The following is a 16,748-nucleotide window of genomic DNA, read 5'->3' on the forward strand; positions in this document are numbered from 1 at the left end:
CGTTCGGCAGGCGCCGTCACCCGCCGAAAGTCACTGCGCGATGGCGATTCGTCCGGCCATACCGGCTTTCCCACCGGCTGCCCACCACCTATCCACAGGGTTGTCCCTAGCCAGCTTCATCACTGTCATGTGAAGCTGTCATTGTTCCGTTTCCGCGCGGCGTTGTACCACCGCGATGACGCCTTTCGGGCTTGACTGCGCAGCCCGTTCCGGCAGGTCTGAAGCGTCTGATCCGGGCGCCGATGGCACGATCCTTGCGGCGCAAGGGATTGCCGAATTTCACTACATTTGGCGTTGACGGACCCAATTACCCCCACTATCTTGTGGCCGTCGGTCGCAGCAACCCCAATTCCAGGGGGTGCCCGGGGTACCCATCCGCGATCGTCAACGGCAGTGGCAGGCGCAGGGTCTCATCCCCTGCGACGCCGTCCTGCCATCCTGGGCTGTCATGTCCCGGGCTGCGTCACCCGATGCATCGAGCACCCCCAATCACGCCAAGAGGACACACGCCGTGAGCACCGAATCCAGCGCCACCATCGAGAAGGAAAGCGAATTCCTGTTGACGTCGCCGCCGACGGCCAACGCGATGAGTGTGACCAAGCGCAATGGGACCACCGAACTGGTGGACCTGAACAAGATCGTGCGCGCGGTGCAGCGTTCCTCCGAAGGCCTGCACGCCGTCGATCCGATGCGCGTGGCCACCCGTACCATTTCCGGCCTGTACAACGGTGCCACCACCCGCGAGCTGGACGAACTGTCCATCCGCACCGCCGCCCTGCTGATCGGTGAAGAGCCCGAGTACGGCCGCCTGGCTGCGCGCCTGCTGGCCAACTACATCGCCAAGGAAGTCTCGGGCCAGGAAATCTACGCCTTCTCGCAGTCGGTCAGCCGTGGCCATGAAGTCGGCCTGATCAACGACCGCCTGCTGAACTTCGTGCAGACCAATGCGCGCAAGCTCAACGACGCCATCGACGGCGCGCTGGACCTGAACTTCGATTACTTCGGCCTGCGTACCCTGTACGACCGTTACCTGCTGCGCCACCCGCACACCCGCAAGGTGATCGAGACCCCGCAGCAGTTCTTCCTGCGCATTGCCAGCGCACTGAGCGAGGACGTGTCCGAGACCCTGGCGCTGTACAAGCGCATGGGCAATCTGGATTACCTGCCGTCCAGCCCGACCCTGTTCAACTCCGGCACCACCCACGAGCAGCTGTCCTCGTGCTTCCTGCTGGATTCGCCGCAGGACTCGCTGGAGTCGATCTATTCCAAGTACGGCGACATCGCCCAGCTGTCGAAGTTCTCCGGCGGCATCGGCGTCAGCTACACCCGCGTGCGTTCGCGTGGTTCGCTGATCAAGTCGACCAACGGCCACTCCAACGGCATCGTGCCGTGGCTGAAGACCATGGATTCGTCGGTGGCTGCGGTGAACCAGGGCGGCAAGCGCAAGGGCGCGGCCTGCGTGTACCTGGAAACCTGGCACGCCGACATCGAGGACTTCCTCGAGCTGCGTGACAACACCGGTGACGAAGCCCGCCGTGCGCACAACCTGAACCTGGCCAACTGGGTGCCGGACCTGTTCATGAAGCGCGTCGAGGCCGACCAGGAATGGTCGCTGTTCGATCCGCGCGTCGTGCCGGAGTTCACCGACCTGTTCGGCGAAGCCTTCGAGCAGGCCTACCTGCAGGCCGAAGCCCAGGGCAAGGCCAACCGCACCATCTCCGCGCGCAAGCTGTATGCCCGCATGATGCGTACGCTGGCCGAGACCGGCAACGGCTGGATGACCTTCAAGGACAAGTGCAACCGCGCCAGCAACCAGACCCTGCGCGCCGGCAACGTGATCCACCTGTCGAACCTGTGCACCGAGATCCTGGAAGTCACCTCCAACGATGAAACCGCGGTGTGCAACCTGGGTTCGATCAACCTGGGCAACCACTTCGACGAGCACAACGAGTTCGACTTCGAGAAGCTGGCCGAGACCGTGCGCCTGGCCGTGCGCCAGCTCGACCGCGTCATCGACCTGAACTTCTACCCGATCGAAACCGCCCGCCGCGCCAACCTGCGCTGGCGTCCGGTCGGCCTGGGCTGCATGGGCCTGCAGGACGTGTTCTTCCGCAAGCGCCTGCCGTTCGACAGCGCCGAAGCCCGCGCCCTGTCGAAGAAGATCGCCGAAGCGATCTACTTCCACGCGCTGGAAACCTCCTGCGAGCTGGCCCAGGAACGCGGCAAGCACCCGTCGTTCAACGACACCCGCGCCGCCGGTGGCGAACTGCAGTTCGACGCCTGGAACGTGGTGCCGGAAGATGCCGAGCGCTGGGATGCCCTGCGTGCCCGCATCAAGGAACACGGCCTGCGCAACTCGCTGATGATCGCGATCGCCCCGACCGCGACCATCGCCTCGATCGCCGGCTGCTACGAGTGCGTCGAGCCGCAGGTGTCCAACCTGTTCAAGCGCGAGACCCTGTCCGGTGACTTCCTGCAGGTCAACCGCTACCTGGTCAACGAGCTGAAGAAGCTGGGCCTGTGGACGCCGGAAATGCGCGATGCCATCAAGCTGGCCGAAGGCTCCATCGCGGGCGTGGCACAGATTCCGGAAACGCTGCGCGAGGTCTACCGCACTGCGTGGGAACTGCCGATGCGTTCGTTGATCGACATGGCCGCCGAGCGTGGTGCCTTCATCGACCAGTCGGCCTCGCTCAACCTGTTCATGGAAAGCCCGAACATCGGCGCGATGTCCTCCATGTACATGTACGCCTGGAAGCAGGGCATCAAGACCACCTACTACCTGCGTTCGCGCCCGGCCACCAAGATCGCCAAGACCACGGTCAGCGCTGCGGCCCCGGCCAAGGTGTTCAGCCCGGACGAAGCCATCGCCTGCTCGCTGGAAAACCCGGAAGCCTGCGAGGCTTGCCAGTAAGAGCGGCACCGCCGCGCGGTAGTGCCGGCCGTTGGCCGGCACACCCCTTTGTAGAGTCGAGCCATGCTCGACTGCAGAAAACACCAAGGTAGCGCCGGGCCATGCCCGGCGTTTTGACCCGAGAAGACAAGGAAACACCCATGGCCGACAAGCCCAAGCAGATGCTGCTCGATCCCGGTTTTGAACTGACTCTGCGCCCGATGCGCTACCCGCAGTTCTATGACATGTACCGGAATGCGATCAAGAACACCTGGACGGTGGAAGAGATCAACTTCCAGATCGACATCACCGACCTGCACAGCAAGATGTCGCCGGGTGAGCGCCACCTGATCCACCGCCTGGTCGCGTTCTTCGCCACCGGCGACTCGATCGTCTCCAACAACCTGGTGCTGAACCTGTACCAGCACTTGAACGCGCCCGAAGCGCGCATGTACCTGTCGCGCCAGCTGTATGAAGAAGCGCTGCACGTGCAGTTCTACCTGACCCTGCTCGACAACTACCTGCCGGATCCGGAAGAGCGCGTCAAAGCCTTCGCCGCGGTGGAGAACATCGACTCGATCAAGAAGAAGGCCGATTTCTGCTTCAAGTGGATCGACTCGATCCAGGACCTGAAGCGCATCGAGACCCGTGCCGAGCGTCGCCAGTTCCTGCTCAACCAGATCTGCTTCGCTGCGTGCATCGAAGGCCTGTTCTTCTTTGCTGCGTTCGCCTACGTGTACTACTTCCGTTCGCGCGGCCTGCTGCCGGGCCTGGCCTCGGGCACCAACTGGGTGTTCCGCGACGAAAGCGCGCACATGGAGTTCGCGTTCGAGTCGGTGCGCGTGGTACGTGAGGAAGAGCCGGACCTGTTCGACGACGAGATGAAGCAGCAGGTCTACGACATGCTGGCCGAAGCCATCGAATGCGAAGTGCAGTTCGCCGAGGACGTGCTGTCCGGTGGCGTGGCCGGCATCTCGACCCGTGACATGCGCCAGTACCTGCAGCACTGCGCCGACCAGCACTTCGCCAAGCTGGGCATGGAGAAGAAGTACAACGTGCGCAACCCGCTGCCGTTCATGGAGCTGCAGGACGTGCAGGAGCTGACCAACTTCTTCGAACGCCGCGTCTCGGCCTACCAGGTCGGCGTGCAGGGCGAAGTCGCCTTCGACATGAACTTCTGATCGAACCGGTCAGGCCTGTCGCAACGAGAAACCCCGGCCAGCGCCGGGGTTTTTTTGTGCTTGCTGCGCTCGCCGGGCATGGCCCGGCGCCACCGGCCGGCTTCGCGCGCGCCTGTGTAGAGTCGCGCCATGCTCGACTCACGCGTGTGGCGCGCAAGGGCATAATCTGCATTGATGGTCGATCATGGCCCAGTGTCGACTCTGGTGGAGTACAGGATGTTGATCGTCGAAAGCGAATTTTTGAATGGCCATCTTGCCGCGCTCAGGGAGGAGTTCCATTCATTCGCCGCGGCAATGGAATCGGCACTTTCGGCGTGCAGGGACAAGGTCGTCGATTGGAAGTACTCCGTGGGCGAGGCCTTGGAGCTTGTTCCCTATGAGCATCTTGTTCCCAGCGTTCTGGAGACGAAGGGGCGTGTGCTTCGCGAGCCGACGCGGAAGGAATTGAACTCCAAGCGCCTGGTGAAGCATGGGCTTGATGGAGGCGGGTTGCCGATCATCGAGATCCGCCGGCTGGATGCGGATGTTGAACGCTATGGGGAGCTGGTGAGATTCATCAGCGGTGACATGATCGTGAGCTGCCACCTTTTCGATAACGAGAAGCACCGCAACAGGTTGATGTCACTGACCAGAGTGATCAGGCAAAGCGATGCCGTACATTACGTATCTGCGAACCCGCCTCATCAATGGGCAGTGAGATCCGACCAGCTGCTTGGCAGCAGGATCTCCAGAAGTTCAATCATGGCGACAAGCTGGTACAAGCAGATGGACTATGACTTCGTGTACGGCACAACAGGACGGCTTGATGCAATCCTGATCGGTGACCATACGCATTGGTCGGCCGAGTAAGCCCGCAGCGATCAGGCAAGCGTCCCGTCCGCCGCTACCGCCGCCCTTCCACCGCCATGCGCACCGCCAGCCCGGCCAGCACCGTGCCCATCAGCCAGCGCTGCACCACCTGCCAGGTCGGGCGCGCGGCCAGGAAGCCGGCGATGCTGCCAGCGGTCAGCGCGATGATGCCGTTCACGGTCACACTCACCGCGATCTGGGTGGAACCCAGCACGATCGACTGCATCAGCACGCTGCCTTCGCCGTCCGGATGCAGGAACTGCGGCAGCAGTGACAGGTACATCACCGCCACTTTCGGGTTCAGCAGATTGGTCAGGAAGCCCATCGTGAACAGCTTGCGCGGGCTGTCCTGCGGCAGGTCGCGTACCGCAAATGGTGAACGGCCACCGGGCTTGAGCGCCTGCCAGGCCAGGTACAGCAGGTACAGCGCGCCACCGATGCGCAGCGCGTCGTAGGCGAACGGTACGGTCATCAGCAGGGCGGTGATGCCCAGCGCCGCGCACAGCATGTAGAACACGAAGCCCAGCGCGACGCCAGCCAGCGAGATCAGGCCAGCGGTCGGCCCCTGGCAGATCGAGCGCGAGATGACGTAGATCATGTTCGGCCCGGGCGTGAGCACCATCGCCAGCGAAACCAGCGCAAAGGCCAACAGGTCGGAGGTGGCGGGCATGGGCAATCCTGGCAGGGGGCGTGGCGCAGTGTAGCGCCGCCTGCACGGGGCCTGGCTTAAAATCGCCGTACCCCACACCGAAGCACCCCCATGACCCCGATCCCCGAGACCGTGCCGCCCACCGAAGTGCGCATGGCCGAAATCGTCTTCCCCAACCACACCAACCACCTCGGCACCCTGTTCGGTGGCCAGGCGCTGGCGTGGATGGACAAGGCCGCGTTCCTGGCGGCCGCCCGCTACTCGCGCCGCACCGTGGTGACCGCGCGCAGCGACCAGGTCGACTTCAAGCTGCCGATCCGCATCGGCCAGATGGTGGAAACCATTGGCCGCATCGTCGAAGTCGGCCGCAGCTCGATGAAGGTCGAGGTCGAACTGGTCGCTGAAGACCTGCACAGCGGCGAGCGCAAGCTGTGCACCCGCGGCCACTTCGTGATGATCGCGCTGGACGAGGAAGGCCATCCGATCGCGGTGCCGCCGCTGCCGGCGGCCTGAGCCCGCCGACTGAACCGGCGCTTGCGGGGGCGCTTGCGCGCCCCCATCTGGCAGCCATGACCCCACCGCTGACCGACTTCATCGACCGCGCCCAGCGCTTGTTCGTGCTGACCGGCGCCGGCTGCAGCACCGCCTCGGGCATTCCCGATTACCGCGATACCGACGGCCAGTGGAAACGCACGCCGCCGGTGACCTACCAGGCCTTCATGGGCGAGGCGGCCACCCGCCAGCGCTACTGGGCGCGCAGCCTGCTGGGTTGGCCACGCTTCGGCCTGGCCCGGCCCAACGGCACCCACCAGGCCCTGGCCGCGCTGGAAAGCCGGGGCAAGCTGCAGCTGCTGCTGACCCAGAATGTGGACGGCCTGCACCAGCGCGCCGGCAGTCACAACGTGATCGACCTGCATGGCCGCCTGGATCTGGTGCGCTGCATGGGCTGCGAGCGTCGCAGTGGCCGCGAGGACTTCCAGCAGCGCCTGCTGGACGCCAATCCCGGCTGGGACGCGCTGGAGGCAGGCATCGCGCCCGATGGTGATGCCGATCTGGAGACCGATTTTTCCACGTTCGTGGTGCCCGACTGTCCGCACTGCGGCGGCCTGCTGAAGCCCGACGTGGTGTTCTTCGGCGAAAACGTGCCGCGCGAGCGGGTGGCGGCGGTGCACGATCATCTGCAGCAGGCTGATGCGGTGCTGGTGGTGGGGTCGTCGCTGATGGTCTATTCCGGCTTCCGCTTCGTGCAGGCGGCGGCCAGGGCAGGGCTGCCGGTGGCGGCGCTGAACCGTGGCCGTACCCGTGCCGACGACCTGCTGTTGTTCAAGGATGAGCGGGACTGCGCTGAAGCGCTGGCGTCGGTTATCGCTGGATAGAGTCTGCTATCGCGTGCAGCGCGGGCTTTTCGCCGCCGTTGGAAAAGCAGTCGACTGGCAGTCGACTCTACCGAGAACCCGCCCCCGCGAAACAGCGATCCATCCAGACGGTTGATTCGCAGGCCGTGCGGCGGTGCAATACGCCCCCTCCATCCGCCTGACCCCCGCATCGCCGTGACCCAGCTGTTTTCGCCGATCTCGTTCGGCCCCCTGACCCTGTCCAACCGCATCGTCATCGCGCCGATGTGCCAGTACTCCGCCGAAGATGGCCGCGCCAGCGACTGGCACGCCATGCACCTGGGCAACCTGGCGCAGTCCGGCGCCGGCCTGCTGATTCTGGAAGCCACCGCGGTCGAACCGCGCGGCCGCATCAGCTGGGCCGACCTGGGCCTGTGGGACGACGGCACCGAGGCCGCGCTGGCACAGGTGCTGACCAGCGTGCGCCGCTGGTCGCCGATGCCGCTGGGCATCCAGCTGGGCCATGCCGGCCGCAAGGCCTCGGTGAGGCGTCCTTGGGACGGTGGTGGCCAGTTGCCGGCCGACGATGCGCGTGGCTGGGCCACCGTGGCGCCGTCGCCGCTGCCGTTCCATGCCGCCGATCCGGCACCGCAGGAACTGGACGAAGCCGGCATCGCCGAGGTCATCGCCGCCTTCGCCGCCAGTGCGGTGCGCGCCGAGCGCCTGGGCTTCGAGTTGATCGAACTGCATGGCGCGCACGGTTACCTGCTGCACCAGTTCCTGTCGCCGCTGAGCAACCGCCGCACCGATGGCTACGGTGGCTCGCTGCCGAACCGCCTGCGCCTGCTGGTGGAGGTGTTTGATGCGGTGCGTGCGGCGGTGTCCGACAAGGTCGCCGTGGGCGTGCGCATTTCCGCCAGCGACTGGGTCGATGGCGGCTGGGACCTGGTGCAGAGCGAGGCCCTGGCCCAGGTGCTGGACGCGCGTGGCTGCAACTTCCTGCATGTCTCCAGCGGCGGCCTCGACGAGCGCCAGAAGATCACCGTCGGCCCGGGCTATCAGGTGCCGTTCGCAGCGGCGATCAAGGCCAAGGTGCGCATGCCGGTCATCGCCGTGGGCATGATCACCGAACCGGAGCAGGCCGAATCGATCCTGCGCCATCGCCACGCCGATGCCGTGGCCCTGGCGCGCGGCATCCTCTACGACCCGCGTTGGCCGTGGCATGCCGCCGCCGCATTGCGCGACAGCGTGGAACCGGCGCCGCAGTACCTGCGTTGCGAGCCGCGCGATGCGCGCGGCGTGTTCAAGGCGCGCTGAGGCTCACACCCGCCAGGCCGGCGCCATGCCGGCCTGCAGGTGCTCGAACAGCGCGCGGATCTTGGCAGTGAAATCGCGGCGGTCGCTGACGCAGAAATAGACTTCCATCGGCTCCGGGCGCCACGTCGTGTCGGCGCCGAACACCGCCTGCAGGCGGCCATCGCGCAGGTACGGCTCGGCCACGAATGCAGCCAGCCGGGTGATGCCGGCGCCGGCCGCCGCCAGCGTCGCCAGCGCGTCGATGTCATCGCAGACCATGCTCGGCGGCAGCGCGGCGTCCACGCGCTGACCGTCCTTCAGCAGGCCCCAGCGCAGCGGCCGGCCATCGGTGGGGAAGCGATGCAGCAGCCCGCGATGGCCGCCCAGGTCGGATGGCTGCTGCGGGGTGCCGTGTGCCTTCAGATAGGCCGGCGAGGCGCAGAACACGAACGGCACGCGCGCCAGCTGCCGCGCGACCACACCGTCTTCCAGCTGCGCGCCGATGCGGATACTGGCATCCACCGCCTCTGGACCATGCTGCACGGCACGGTCGGTCAGCCGCAGTTCCAGCTGCAGCTGCGGGTAGCGTTGCTGCAGTGACGGCAGCAACGGTGCCAGCACGTGGCGGCCGAACGCGCTGCTGCTGGCGATGCGCAGCGGCCCGGCCGGTTCGATGTCACCGGAGGTGACCATCGCCTGTGCACGCGCCAGGTCGGCTTCGATGTGGCGCACCTGCGCCAGGTACAGCGCGCCAGCCTCGCTGAGCGCCAGCTGCCGCGTACTTCGGTTCAGCAACCGTACGCCCAGATGCGCCTCCAGCCGGTTGATGTTCTGGCCGACTGCGGTGGCGCTGATGCCAAGGATGCGGGCCGCGGCGGCAATGCTGCCGGTCTCTGCGGTGCGGGTGAAGCTGCGGATCAGTTGCAACAGGTTCATGACCGACCAGCTTGCCATGGAGAAACCCAAGTATCGCTTGGGACTGAACCAAGCAGGTCGGTTGCATCGGTGACCATCGATCCCGAGGACAGGCTGCTGCCCTACACTCGGGCGATGCGCCCCGATTCCATCCTCACCCTGTCCTGCCCCGACCGTACCGGCATCGTCTACCGCGTATCCGGCCTGCTGTTCGACCACGGCTGCAACATTCTCGACGCCCAGCAGTTCGGTGACGAGGAGAGCGGCCGCTTCTTCCTGCGCGTGCATTTCGATCGCGATGCCGGCCTGCCGCTGGAGACCGTGCACGCCGCCATGGCCACGCTCGCCGCCGGCTTCGGCATGGACTGGCAGCTGCATGATGGCCGCCGCCGCGCACGCCTGCTGGTGCTGGTCAGCAAGCAGGGGCACTGCCTCAACGACCTGCTGTTCCGTGCCCACAGCGGCCAGCTGAAGGTGGACATTGCCGCAGTAGCGTCCAACCACGCCGACTTCGCGCCATTGGCTGCGTCCTACCAGGTACCGTTCCACCACCTGCCGGTGACCGCCGATACGCGTGCGGTGCAGGAGCAGCAGATCATCGACCTGGTCGAGCGCGAACGCATCGACCTGGTGGTGCTGGCGCGCTACATGCAGATCCTGTCACCCACGCTGTGCCGCGCGCTGGCCGGACGAGCGATCAACATCCACCACAGCTTCCTGCCCAGCTTCAAGGGCGCGCAGCCGTACCACCAGGCGCACGCGCGCGGGGTCAAGATCATCGGCGCCACCGCGCACTACGTCACCGAGGATCTGGACGAAGGACCGATCATCGAACAGGACGTGGCCCGCGTGGACCACGCCATGGCGCCGCGCGAGCTGGTGCGGCTGGGCAGCGATACCGAATCGCTGGTGCTGGCCCGCGCCGTGCGCCGCCATGTGGAGCACCGCATCCTGCTCAATGGGCACCGTACAGTCGTGTTCCGGTAGTGCCGGCCGCTGGCCGGCACCGCAGAGATCCCGAGGCTGCCGGCCAGCGGCCGGCACTACCGTTTCGGGTCGGATTACCGGTAGCGCCGGGCCGTGCCCGGCGGTGGTGGCTCAGATGATCGAGATCCCCGCCTTGCCCAGCGTCTCGCGCACCATCGCGTCGTTGGCCTCGGTCACCGGCTTGGTCAGGTCCCACAGGAACTTTACCCGGAAGCCGGACTTCACCGCGTCCTGCGCGCTCCACAGCACGCAGTAGTCGCGGGCCAGGCCGCACACATGCACTTCGCGGATGCGGCGTTCGTGCAGCCAGCCGGCCAGGCCGGTGGCTGGGCGCTCGCCGTCGGGCCCGTGGTTCTCGCGGAAGGCGCTGTACGAATCCACCTGTTGGCGCGTGCCCTTGCGCAGGATCATGTCGGCCACCGTCCAGTCCACGCCCGGGTGCAGCGCGGCACCGGCGCTGCCCTGCACGCAGTGGTCGGGCCACAGGGTCTGCGGCTGCGCGTGCAGCAGGATGGTCTCGAACGGGCGCTGGCCGGCGTGCTGGCTGGCAAACGAGGCATGGTCGGCGGGGTGCCAGTCCTGGGTCGCCACCACGGTGCGGTAGCGGCGCTGTGCCAGCAGATCGGCAATCGGTGCCACCAGCGCATCGCCCTGGTCGCAGGCCAGCGCGCCACCAGGCATGAAGTCCGGCTGCAGGTCGATCACCAGCAGGGCGACATCGGCGGGCAGGGCAGTCATGGTGGGTCCAGCGCGAACTCAAGGGGCGACCAGCGTGGCCGCCCCATGCCTGCACGTCAATCGCCCTGCGGCGTCTCAGCGTCCTGCCCGTAGTACAGCAGGCCGATCTTGATCCGCTCGCGGCCATTCTCGCGGCGGTGGCGGTTGGCATCGCGCAGCGAGTACACGCAGCCGCAGTATTCCTGCTGGTAGAACTGCTCGCGCTTGCTGATCTCGATCATGCGGCTGGCACCGCCGCCCTTGCGCCAGTTGTAGTCCCAGTACTGCAGGCCTTCATAGCGCGAGGCGGCGCGGATGCCGCAGTCGTTGATCTGCGCCATGTTCTTCCAGCGCGAGATGCCCAGCGACGAACTGATGGTGTCGTAGCCGTGCTCGTGCGCATACAGCGCGGTGCGCTCGAAGCGCATGTCGAAGCACATCGTGCAGCGGATGCCGCGCTCGGGCTCGTTTTCCATGCCGCGTGCACGGCTGAACCAGTTGTCGGTGTCGTAGTCGCAGTCGATGAACGGGATGTCGTGCTGCTCGGCGAAGCGGATGTTCTCCTGCTTGCGCAGCTCGTATTCCCTCACCGGATGGATGTTGGGGTTGTAGAAGAAGATCGCGTAGTCGATCCCGGAGGCGGTGATCGCCTCCATCACTTCGCCGGAACAGGGCGCGCAGCATGAATGCAGCAGCAGGCGCGTGCCGTCGGCGGGCAGGGTCAGGGTAGGGCGTTGGAGCTCGGTCATCGTCAGGTACCGCATGGACCGCCGGCAACGGCGGTGGCCCATGCATCAGCGCGTGGGTGAACAGGTCTGGCCGGATACCGTGAACAGGACGCGCGCGGCCGCGCGGCCCGCATGCGCAGGACGACGACGGCCCCGGCAACCTCCCCGCGGAGATTCCAGGTCGAGTCAGGGGACGGTCGTGTCCCCCGGCCGGGGCCGGTATTCGGGCTGATGGACACGGGCCGCAGCCCACCTACTACCTGCCGCTTCCCAGGCGTGAGCCCAGTGCTGTTGGCAGGATTCGTTTCCATTCACCGCTGCGGGGCAGCTCCGGAATGGGCGCGCGAGGCGCCTTCACCGGATTCCCGTTTAAATCCCTCCCCGCGCCGGAGCGATGGGAGGGATACCTTCGGCGTGTGCAAAGTGGACCTATTGGTGGCGCGGGTCAAGAGCGCAGGGGTCAGAGCCCGTTGCGCTGCAACGGGATCCGACCCCAGCGGAAGGAAGGGGTCGGATCCCGCTGCCACGCAGCGGGCTCTGACCCCGGTCGGAATGCACCTTCAATGCCCCGCAGCGGCCCGCGTGCGGATGTCGTCCAGGCGCTGGTCGTGCAGCAGACGGCCGTTCTCCCACACGGTCACCATCGCATCCTCGAAGCCGTCCGGCAGGGTGTCGTCGCCGTTGGCCGGCAGCGGCACCGTGTGCAGGCTGCCGTCATCCAGACGCCGCAGCAGGCGCATGCGGCCGCGCTTGCTGGTCTTGCCGGCGTCGGTGATCGGGTCCTTGTAGACATCAATCCACTCACCGTCCACCCGTGCGGCCGAGCACTTCAGCGCGAACTTCTGCGTATCGCGGTCCAGCCGCTGCAGCAGTGCACCGCCCATGCCGAAGGCCACGTTGTCGGCGGCGTAGCCGTCGTCGGTGATGCGCTGCAGGATCGCCCGGATCGTGTCCGGATTGATGCCATCGCCCTGGATCACCCGCACGTGGTTGAGCACGCGGTAGCCCTTGCCGTTGAAGGTGTGGCCGAAGGCTTCGTCCAGCCGGCGCAGGCTTTCGGCCACCACCTCCACCGGGTCGCCCGAGTCGGGGCGGATGACCAGGGTGGCGCCCGAGGCGATCACTTCATCGCGCAGCGTCGTGCCCCAGTGCTCGCTGATCGCGTGGTAGATGTCGTAGCTGTCCGATACCACCGCCATGATCGCGCCGGGCTTGCCGAACCGGCGCAGCATGTTGCGGTAGGCGTCCACCTCGCGCTCGCGGCCCCAGCTGGTGATGGTGCTGTGCTCGGCGGCGGGAATCGAATAGCCGGCCATCGGCGCGTGATAGTGCGCACGGGCCAGGCACAGGGCCGAGACGGTATCGGTGCCGAGGAAGTTGACCAGATGCGCGGCACCGCCCAGCGCGGCCGACTCCAGGCTCGAGACACCGCGCGCGCCGAAGTCGTGCAGCTTGAACGGCAGCTGCCCCTGCGGGTCGTCGCTGGTCTGCTGCAGGAACGCGGCAATGGTCTGCCGTGCATGCCAGCTGATGGTGGCCACGGTGACCGGGTACCACACGCGCAGCAACAGCGTTTCCAGGTACGACGGTACCCAGAACGCGGCCGGATCGGTCGATTCGATGGTCATCAACGCCTGGTGGGTGGGCACCACGCTGCCCTCGGGCACGGCGCGGATGCGCACCGGCAGGTGGCCGCCAAGCCGGTCGACGATATCGCGCCAGCCGGCTTCGTTGAACGGTTCGCCATGCGCGGCGAACACCGCAGCGGCGTCGTCGATGTCGGCGTGGGTGACCGGCCTTGCCAGGGCGTCCTTGAGGATCGCCTGCAGGCCGAAGAACACCGTGCGATCGTGCAGGCCGCCGCGCGATTCCACGTAGAAGAAGGTGGCATCGGTACCCGGCGGGTACTGCAGCCAGTGGCTGGCCTTGTAGCTGTCGGTGTTGAGGAGAAGATTATCGAGGTAATGCATGACGGAAGCTCCTTCGCGTCGGGTGGCACCGGCGGTCTATCCGCCAGTGGGAAAGCCGGGCCTGTCAGCCGCGGCCGAGGAAATACTCCAGGATGTGCAGGTGGTCTTCGTACAGCTGCGGGCCCATCTCCAGTGCTTCGCTCACCGGGATCCAGCGTGCCTTGTCGGCGTCGTCGCCGCCGCGCACCGGCGGCAGGTCACCGGCCGGAAACTCGAAGTGGAAGCCGTGGGTGATGGTGCGGCCGCGCTGGCTGCGGTCGGGGTGGTCGAAGACCTGCTGGCCCTTCAGCGATCCCTTCAGCACCGGCAGCGGAATCTTCAGCCGGGTTTCCTCGCGCAGTTCGCGCAGGCAGCTGTCGAGCAGGCTCTGCTCCTGGCCGACGAAGCCGCCGGGCAGCGCCCACAGGCCCTTGCCGGGTTCCGAACGGCGACGCACCAGCAGCACGTGGCCCGAATGCACCACCACCGCATCGGTGGTGACGAAGGTGGGCGCGTAGGGCGCATCCTTCCAGGCGGCCTTGTACTGTTCGATGAAGCGGTACTCGGCCACCAGCTGGCCATAGGCAGGCGCGCTCCTGCGGAACGCTTCGAGCATGTCGTACACCGGCGCCGGCACATTGCCACGCAGCATCAGCAGCGCGCCGTGGAAGTCGACGTCGCCGGCTTCGAACAGGTAGCGCCGCAGCTCGGTGGCCGACAGGGTGGCGGTATGCTGCACGTCCACCAGCGGCCACTGCGGGAATTCGCGCAGGTAGTAGCTGGAGGCGTCCTTGTCCATGCCGATCAGGCCCACCTTTGCATCGGCGGCGGCACCGTCGTTGCGCAGGGCTTCGGCCACCTGGCGCTGCACATTGGCGATCCACTGCGCTTCGTTGTACAGGTGGTCGCGCAGCGGGCGGATCAGCAGGCGGTCGGTGTGGCCATCAAGGGCGGCCTGGATCATCACGGCGCGTTCGGCCACGGTCCAGGGGTTGCGCAGGCTGCGGGGGGTATCGGCAGAGCCGACCAGGAAGATCAGCTTGCGGGCCCGGCTCAGGGCCAGGCGGGCAACGGCGGCATGGCCGTTGTGGAAGGGCTCGAATCGCCCGATGAAGACGAGATAGTCGAATTCCATGAGAATCCCTCATGACGTTGTGGCAGCCGCGGGTCTGTCCCTTGGCTTGCTGCGGATGCTACGCCAATGGCGGGGCGGGTCAAGCCTGCAGGCATGCCTTCCGCTGAACGCCGAAGATTCGTGCCGGGACTGCGCTGCTGTTCTCAGGCCCTGAGAAGCCTCTGCGCCATACTGGCACCCACGCGGCGGACGGCATGCTCGGGGGCAAGACAGTGGCGGACAAGTACTGCGATCTGGTCATGAAAGGCGGCATCACCAGCGGCATCGTGTACCCCAATGCGGTGCTGGCGCTGGCGCGCGAGTACCGCTTCAAGAGCATCGGCGGCACTTCGGCCGGTGCCATCGCTGCGGCGGTGGCGGCTGCGGCGGCATGCGGTGATCGCCGCCAGCAGGCCGGCGAGCACCTGCCCGGCGATGCCGGCTATGGCGGGTTGTCGGCGGTGTCGGCGCAGCTGTCGCGGCGCGGTTTCATCTACAGCCTGTTCCAGCCGGCACGGGGCGCACGCGCCGCCTACCGGCTGCTGGTGGTGCTGACCGGCAATGCCGGCCTGCCGCACAAGCTGCTGTGCCTGGCCGTTGCCGTATTCGAGATCGCGCCGCTGGAAGTGCTGGTGTCGTTGGCACTGCTGCTCGGCCTGGGCTGGTGGGGCGGTGGCTGGAGCGGCGTGGCCGCCACGCTGCTGCCGTCGCTGCTGTGCGCGTACGGTGCCGGCGTGGCCGGTGCCGCGCTGCGGGTGGCGCGGGTGGCGCGGCGCAATCTGCTGGGCCTGTGCAGCGGCCTCGGCCGCGATGCACGCACGCCGGCGTTGACCGAGTGGCTGCACGCGTGCCTGCAGCAGTTGTCCGGCAAGCCGCTGGATGCACCGCTCACGTTCGCCGACCTGCACGATGCGCCGCGCTATGCCGGCGAGCCGGACAGCCCGCATGCGATCAGCCTGCAGATGATCACCACCTGCGTGTCGCACAACGAGCCGCGTACGTTGCCGCTGGGCGGCGCGCAGTTCTGGTTCCTGCGCGAGGAGTTCGAGCAGCTGTTTCCCGCCAGCGTGGTGCAGTGGCTGGTGACGCAGGCCGGCCCGCCGCTGGAGGTTGAAGGGCGCCGGTACTACCACCTGCCGCAGGGCCCGAAGCTGCCGGTGCTGGTGGCCACGCGCATGAGCCTGAGCTTCCCGCTGCTGATCAGTGCGGTGCCGCTGCATGAGCCCTCGCGCCGCGAGCGTCGCTGCGAACCGACCGCACCTGCGGCCGACCAGGAGCACAACGTGGCCGACAGCATGGAAGGGCTGACCAGTGCCGGGCAGACCTGCGGACCGGTGATCACCGCGTTCCGCATCTGCTGGTTCTCCGATGGTGGCATCAGCAGCAACTTCCCGATCCATCTGTTCGATGCCGCGTTGCCGCGCTGGCCAACCTTCGCCATCAATCTGGTTTACCCGCAGCATGCCGAAGACGTGAGCCACGGCAGCAGTGGCCGCCAGGCGCTGGAACATGCCGTGTTCCTGCCCACCGAGAACCGCCACGGCTGGCAGCGCACCTATCAGTCGATCGCCACGCCGTTGGCGGCCGCCGAGCTGGGCCGCTTCCTGTTCGCGGTGGTGGCGACCATGCAGAACTGGCGCGATCTGCTGCAGGCGCGCGCGCCGGGCTACCGCGACCGCATCGTGCACGTCAGCCTGCAGGGTGACGAAGGCGGCATGAACCTGGACATGACGCAGGACGTGCTGACCCGCATCGCCGACAAGGGCAGCCTGGCCGGTGCACGCTTCTGTTCGTTCTCGTTCGAGAACCATTACTGGATCCGCTGGCGCAACCTGGCCTCCGCCTACCAGCGCTACACGCTGGAAGTGGCGCGTACCGATGACCCGGCGCAGCAGGTACTGGCCTACCGTGCAGCGTACGCGATGGTTGCCAGTGGCCAGCCGACGCCACCGTCGTACAAGCTGGGCTCGGAAGACAAGCGGCTGGCCTCGCAGCAGCTGTGGGGCTTGATGGTCGAGCAGGGACGTACCTGGGAAGACCTCGGCCCGGACCTTACTGACGGCGCACCGCGTCCGCTGCCGCAGATGAAGGTCACGCCGATCTACTGATCTCCGCCGCAGCCGATTGAACTGTTCT

14 protein-coding genes and 1 riboswitch are annotated in these 16,748 nt (G+C 66.7%); of the genes, 8 read left to right on the forward strand and 6 right to left on the reverse strand.

Features of this window, described 5'->3' with window-relative positions:
- Positions 1-511: 511 nt before the first annotated feature.
- From SriyCCGPB3_RS00970 to SriyCCGPB3_RS00980, 3 genes are all read left to right on the forward strand, one after another.
- Complete coding sequence (locus tag SriyCCGPB3_RS00970) at positions 512-2,914, forward strand: ribonucleoside-diphosphate reductase subunit alpha (protein ID WP_075675636.1); 2,403 nt, start codon at positions 512-514, stop codon at positions 2,912-2,914.
- 140 nt (positions 2,915-3,054) lie between these two features.
- Positions 3,055-4,074, forward strand: coding sequence for a ribonucleotide-diphosphate reductase subunit beta (locus SriyCCGPB3_RS00975; protein ID WP_008264781.1), 1,020 nt, complete (start codon positions 3,055-3,057; stop codon positions 4,072-4,074).
- Positions 4,075-4,290: 216 nt separating this feature from the next.
- Positions 4,291-4,923, forward strand: coding sequence for a hypothetical protein (locus SriyCCGPB3_RS00980; protein ID WP_180859430.1), 633 nt, complete (start codon positions 4,291-4,293; stop codon positions 4,921-4,923).
- A 34-nt stretch (positions 4,924-4,957) separates the two neighbouring features.
- Here the strand turns inward: SriyCCGPB3_RS00980 and SriyCCGPB3_RS00985 are convergent, their stop codons facing one another.
- Positions 4,958-5,593: a LysE family translocator gene (locus SriyCCGPB3_RS00985; protein ID WP_110710749.1), complete on the reverse strand. Its 636-nt coding sequence runs from the start codon at positions 5,591-5,593 to the stop codon at positions 4,958-4,960.
- Positions 5,594-5,683: 90 nt separating this feature from the next.
- Here SriyCCGPB3_RS00985 and SriyCCGPB3_RS00990 point away from each other — a divergent pair, with 90 nt between their 5' ends.
- The 3 genes from SriyCCGPB3_RS00990 to SriyCCGPB3_RS01000 all read left to right on the forward strand — a co-directional run bounded on the left by SriyCCGPB3_RS00990 (position 5,684) and on the right by SriyCCGPB3_RS01000 (position 8,223).
- Positions 5,684-6,085, forward strand: a complete 402-nt coding sequence (locus SriyCCGPB3_RS00990) for an acyl-CoA thioesterase (protein ID WP_004153688.1) — start codon at positions 5,684-5,686, stop codon at positions 6,083-6,085.
- A 56-nt stretch (positions 6,086-6,141) separates the two neighbouring features.
- Positions 6,142-6,948 carry an NAD-dependent protein deacetylase gene (locus tag SriyCCGPB3_RS00995; RefSeq protein WP_164161773.1) on the forward strand — a complete coding sequence of 269 codons (807 nt, stop codon included), beginning with the start codon at positions 6,142-6,144 and terminating at the stop codon, positions 6,946-6,948.
- Between the two features lie 174 nt (positions 6,949-7,122).
- Positions 7,123-8,223, forward strand: coding sequence for an NADH:flavin oxidoreductase/NADH oxidase (locus SriyCCGPB3_RS01000; protein WP_110710751.1), 1,101 nt, complete (start codon positions 7,123-7,125; stop codon positions 8,221-8,223).
- A gap of 3 nt (positions 8,224-8,226) precedes the next feature.
- Here the strand turns inward: SriyCCGPB3_RS01000 and SriyCCGPB3_RS01005 are convergent, their stop codons facing one another.
- On the reverse strand, positions 8,227-9,138 hold the full coding sequence (locus SriyCCGPB3_RS01005; RefSeq protein ID WP_110710752.1) for a LysR family transcriptional regulator: 912 nt from the start codon (positions 9,136-9,138) through the stop codon (positions 8,227-8,229).
- Positions 9,139-9,252: 114 nt separating this feature from the next.
- Here SriyCCGPB3_RS01005 and purU point away from each other — a divergent pair, with 114 nt between their 5' ends.
- Entirely contained in the window at positions 9,253-10,104 is an 852-nt protein-coding gene (gene purU / locus SriyCCGPB3_RS01010) for a formyltetrahydrofolate deformylase (protein ID WP_032128205.1), read from the forward strand.
- A gap of 111 nt (positions 10,105-10,215) precedes the next feature.
- Here the strand turns inward: purU and pncA are convergent, their stop codons facing one another.
- From pncA to SriyCCGPB3_RS01030, 4 genes are all read right to left on the reverse strand, one after another.
- Positions 10,216-10,842, reverse strand: a complete 627-nt coding sequence (gene pncA, locus SriyCCGPB3_RS01015) for a bifunctional nicotinamidase/pyrazinamidase (protein WP_350259747.1) — start codon at positions 10,840-10,842, stop codon at positions 10,216-10,218.
- A gap of 56 nt (positions 10,843-10,898) precedes the next feature.
- The gene (locus SriyCCGPB3_RS01020; RefSeq protein WP_350259748.1) at positions 10,899-11,585 is read right to left on the reverse strand and encodes an epoxyqueuosine reductase QueH; all 687 of its coding nucleotides are present in this window, start codon (positions 11,583-11,585) and stop codon (positions 10,899-10,901) included.
- A gap of 161 nt (positions 11,586-11,746) precedes the next feature.
- Positions 11,747-11,976, reverse strand: a riboswitch (cobalamin riboswitch).
- 133 nt (positions 11,977-12,109) lie between these two features.
- Positions 12,110-13,519 (reverse strand): nicotinate phosphoribosyltransferase, encoded by a 1,410-nt coding sequence (locus SriyCCGPB3_RS01025; protein ID WP_153856740.1) that lies wholly within the window; start codon positions 13,517-13,519, stop codon positions 12,110-12,112.
- A gap of 64 nt (positions 13,520-13,583) precedes the next feature.
- Positions 13,584-14,633 (reverse strand): bifunctional nicotinamide-nucleotide adenylyltransferase/Nudix hydroxylase, encoded by a 1,050-nt coding sequence (locus SriyCCGPB3_RS01030; protein ID WP_219635027.1) that lies wholly within the window; start codon positions 14,631-14,633, stop codon positions 13,584-13,586.
- A gap of 194 nt (positions 14,634-14,827) precedes the next feature.
- Here SriyCCGPB3_RS01030 and SriyCCGPB3_RS01035 point away from each other — a divergent pair, with 194 nt between their 5' ends.
- Complete coding sequence (locus SriyCCGPB3_RS01035; protein WP_110710756.1) at positions 14,828-16,720, forward strand: patatin-like phospholipase family protein; 1,893 nt, start codon at positions 14,828-14,830, stop codon at positions 16,718-16,720.
- Positions 16,721-16,748 lie beyond the last annotated feature (28 nt).

Source organism: Stenotrophomonas riyadhensis, from assembly GCF_040256885.1.
In the GTDB taxonomy this organism is placed as follows: Bacteria; Pseudomonadota; Gammaproteobacteria; order Xanthomonadales; family Xanthomonadaceae; genus Stenotrophomonas; species Stenotrophomonas riyadhensis.

Excerpts from the sequence above, each read along its gene's own strand:
- SriyCCGPB3_RS00975 (WP_008264781.1), top strand. The coding sequence starts at position 3,055 with ATGGCCGACAAGCCCAAGCAGATGCTGCTCGATCCCGGTTTTGAACTG.
- SriyCCGPB3_RS00980 (WP_180859430.1), top strand. The coding sequence starts at position 4,291 with ATGTTGATCGTCGAAAGCGAATTTTTGAATGGCCATCTTGCCGCGCTC.
- SriyCCGPB3_RS00985 (WP_110710749.1), bottom strand. The coding sequence starts at position 5,593 with ATGCCCGCCACCTCCGACCTGTTGGCCTTTGCGCTGGTTTCGCTGGCG.
- SriyCCGPB3_RS00990 (WP_004153688.1), top strand. The coding sequence starts at position 5,684 with ATGACCCCGATCCCCGAGACCGTGCCGCCCACCGAAGTGCGCATGGCC.
- SriyCCGPB3_RS00995 (WP_164161773.1), top strand. The coding sequence starts at position 6,142 with ATGACCCCACCGCTGACCGACTTCATCGACCGCGCCCAGCGCTTGTTC.
- SriyCCGPB3_RS01005 (WP_110710752.1), bottom strand. The coding sequence starts at position 9,138 with ATGAACCTGTTGCAACTGATCCGCAGCTTCACCCGCACCGCAGAGACC.
- purU (WP_032128205.1), top strand. The coding sequence starts at position 9,253 with ATGCGCCCCGATTCCATCCTCACCCTGTCCTGCCCCGACCGTACCGGC.
- pncA (WP_350259747.1), bottom strand. The coding sequence starts at position 10,842 with ATGACTGCCCTGCCCGCCGATGTCGCCCTGCTGGTGATCGACCTGCAG.
- SriyCCGPB3_RS01020 (WP_350259748.1), bottom strand. The coding sequence starts at position 11,585 with ATGCGGTACCTGACGATGACCGAGCTCCAACGCCCTACCCTGACCCTG.
- SriyCCGPB3_RS01025 (WP_153856740.1), bottom strand. The coding sequence starts at position 13,519 with ATGCATTACCTCGATAATCTTCTCCTCAACACCGACAGCTACAAGGCC.
- SriyCCGPB3_RS01030 (WP_219635027.1), bottom strand. The coding sequence starts at position 14,633 with ATGGAATTCGACTATCTCGTCTTCATCGGGCGATTCGAGCCCTTCCAC.
- SriyCCGPB3_RS01035 (WP_110710756.1), top strand. The coding sequence starts at position 14,828 with ATGCTCGGGGGCAAGACAGTGGCGGACAAGTACTGCGATCTGGTCATG.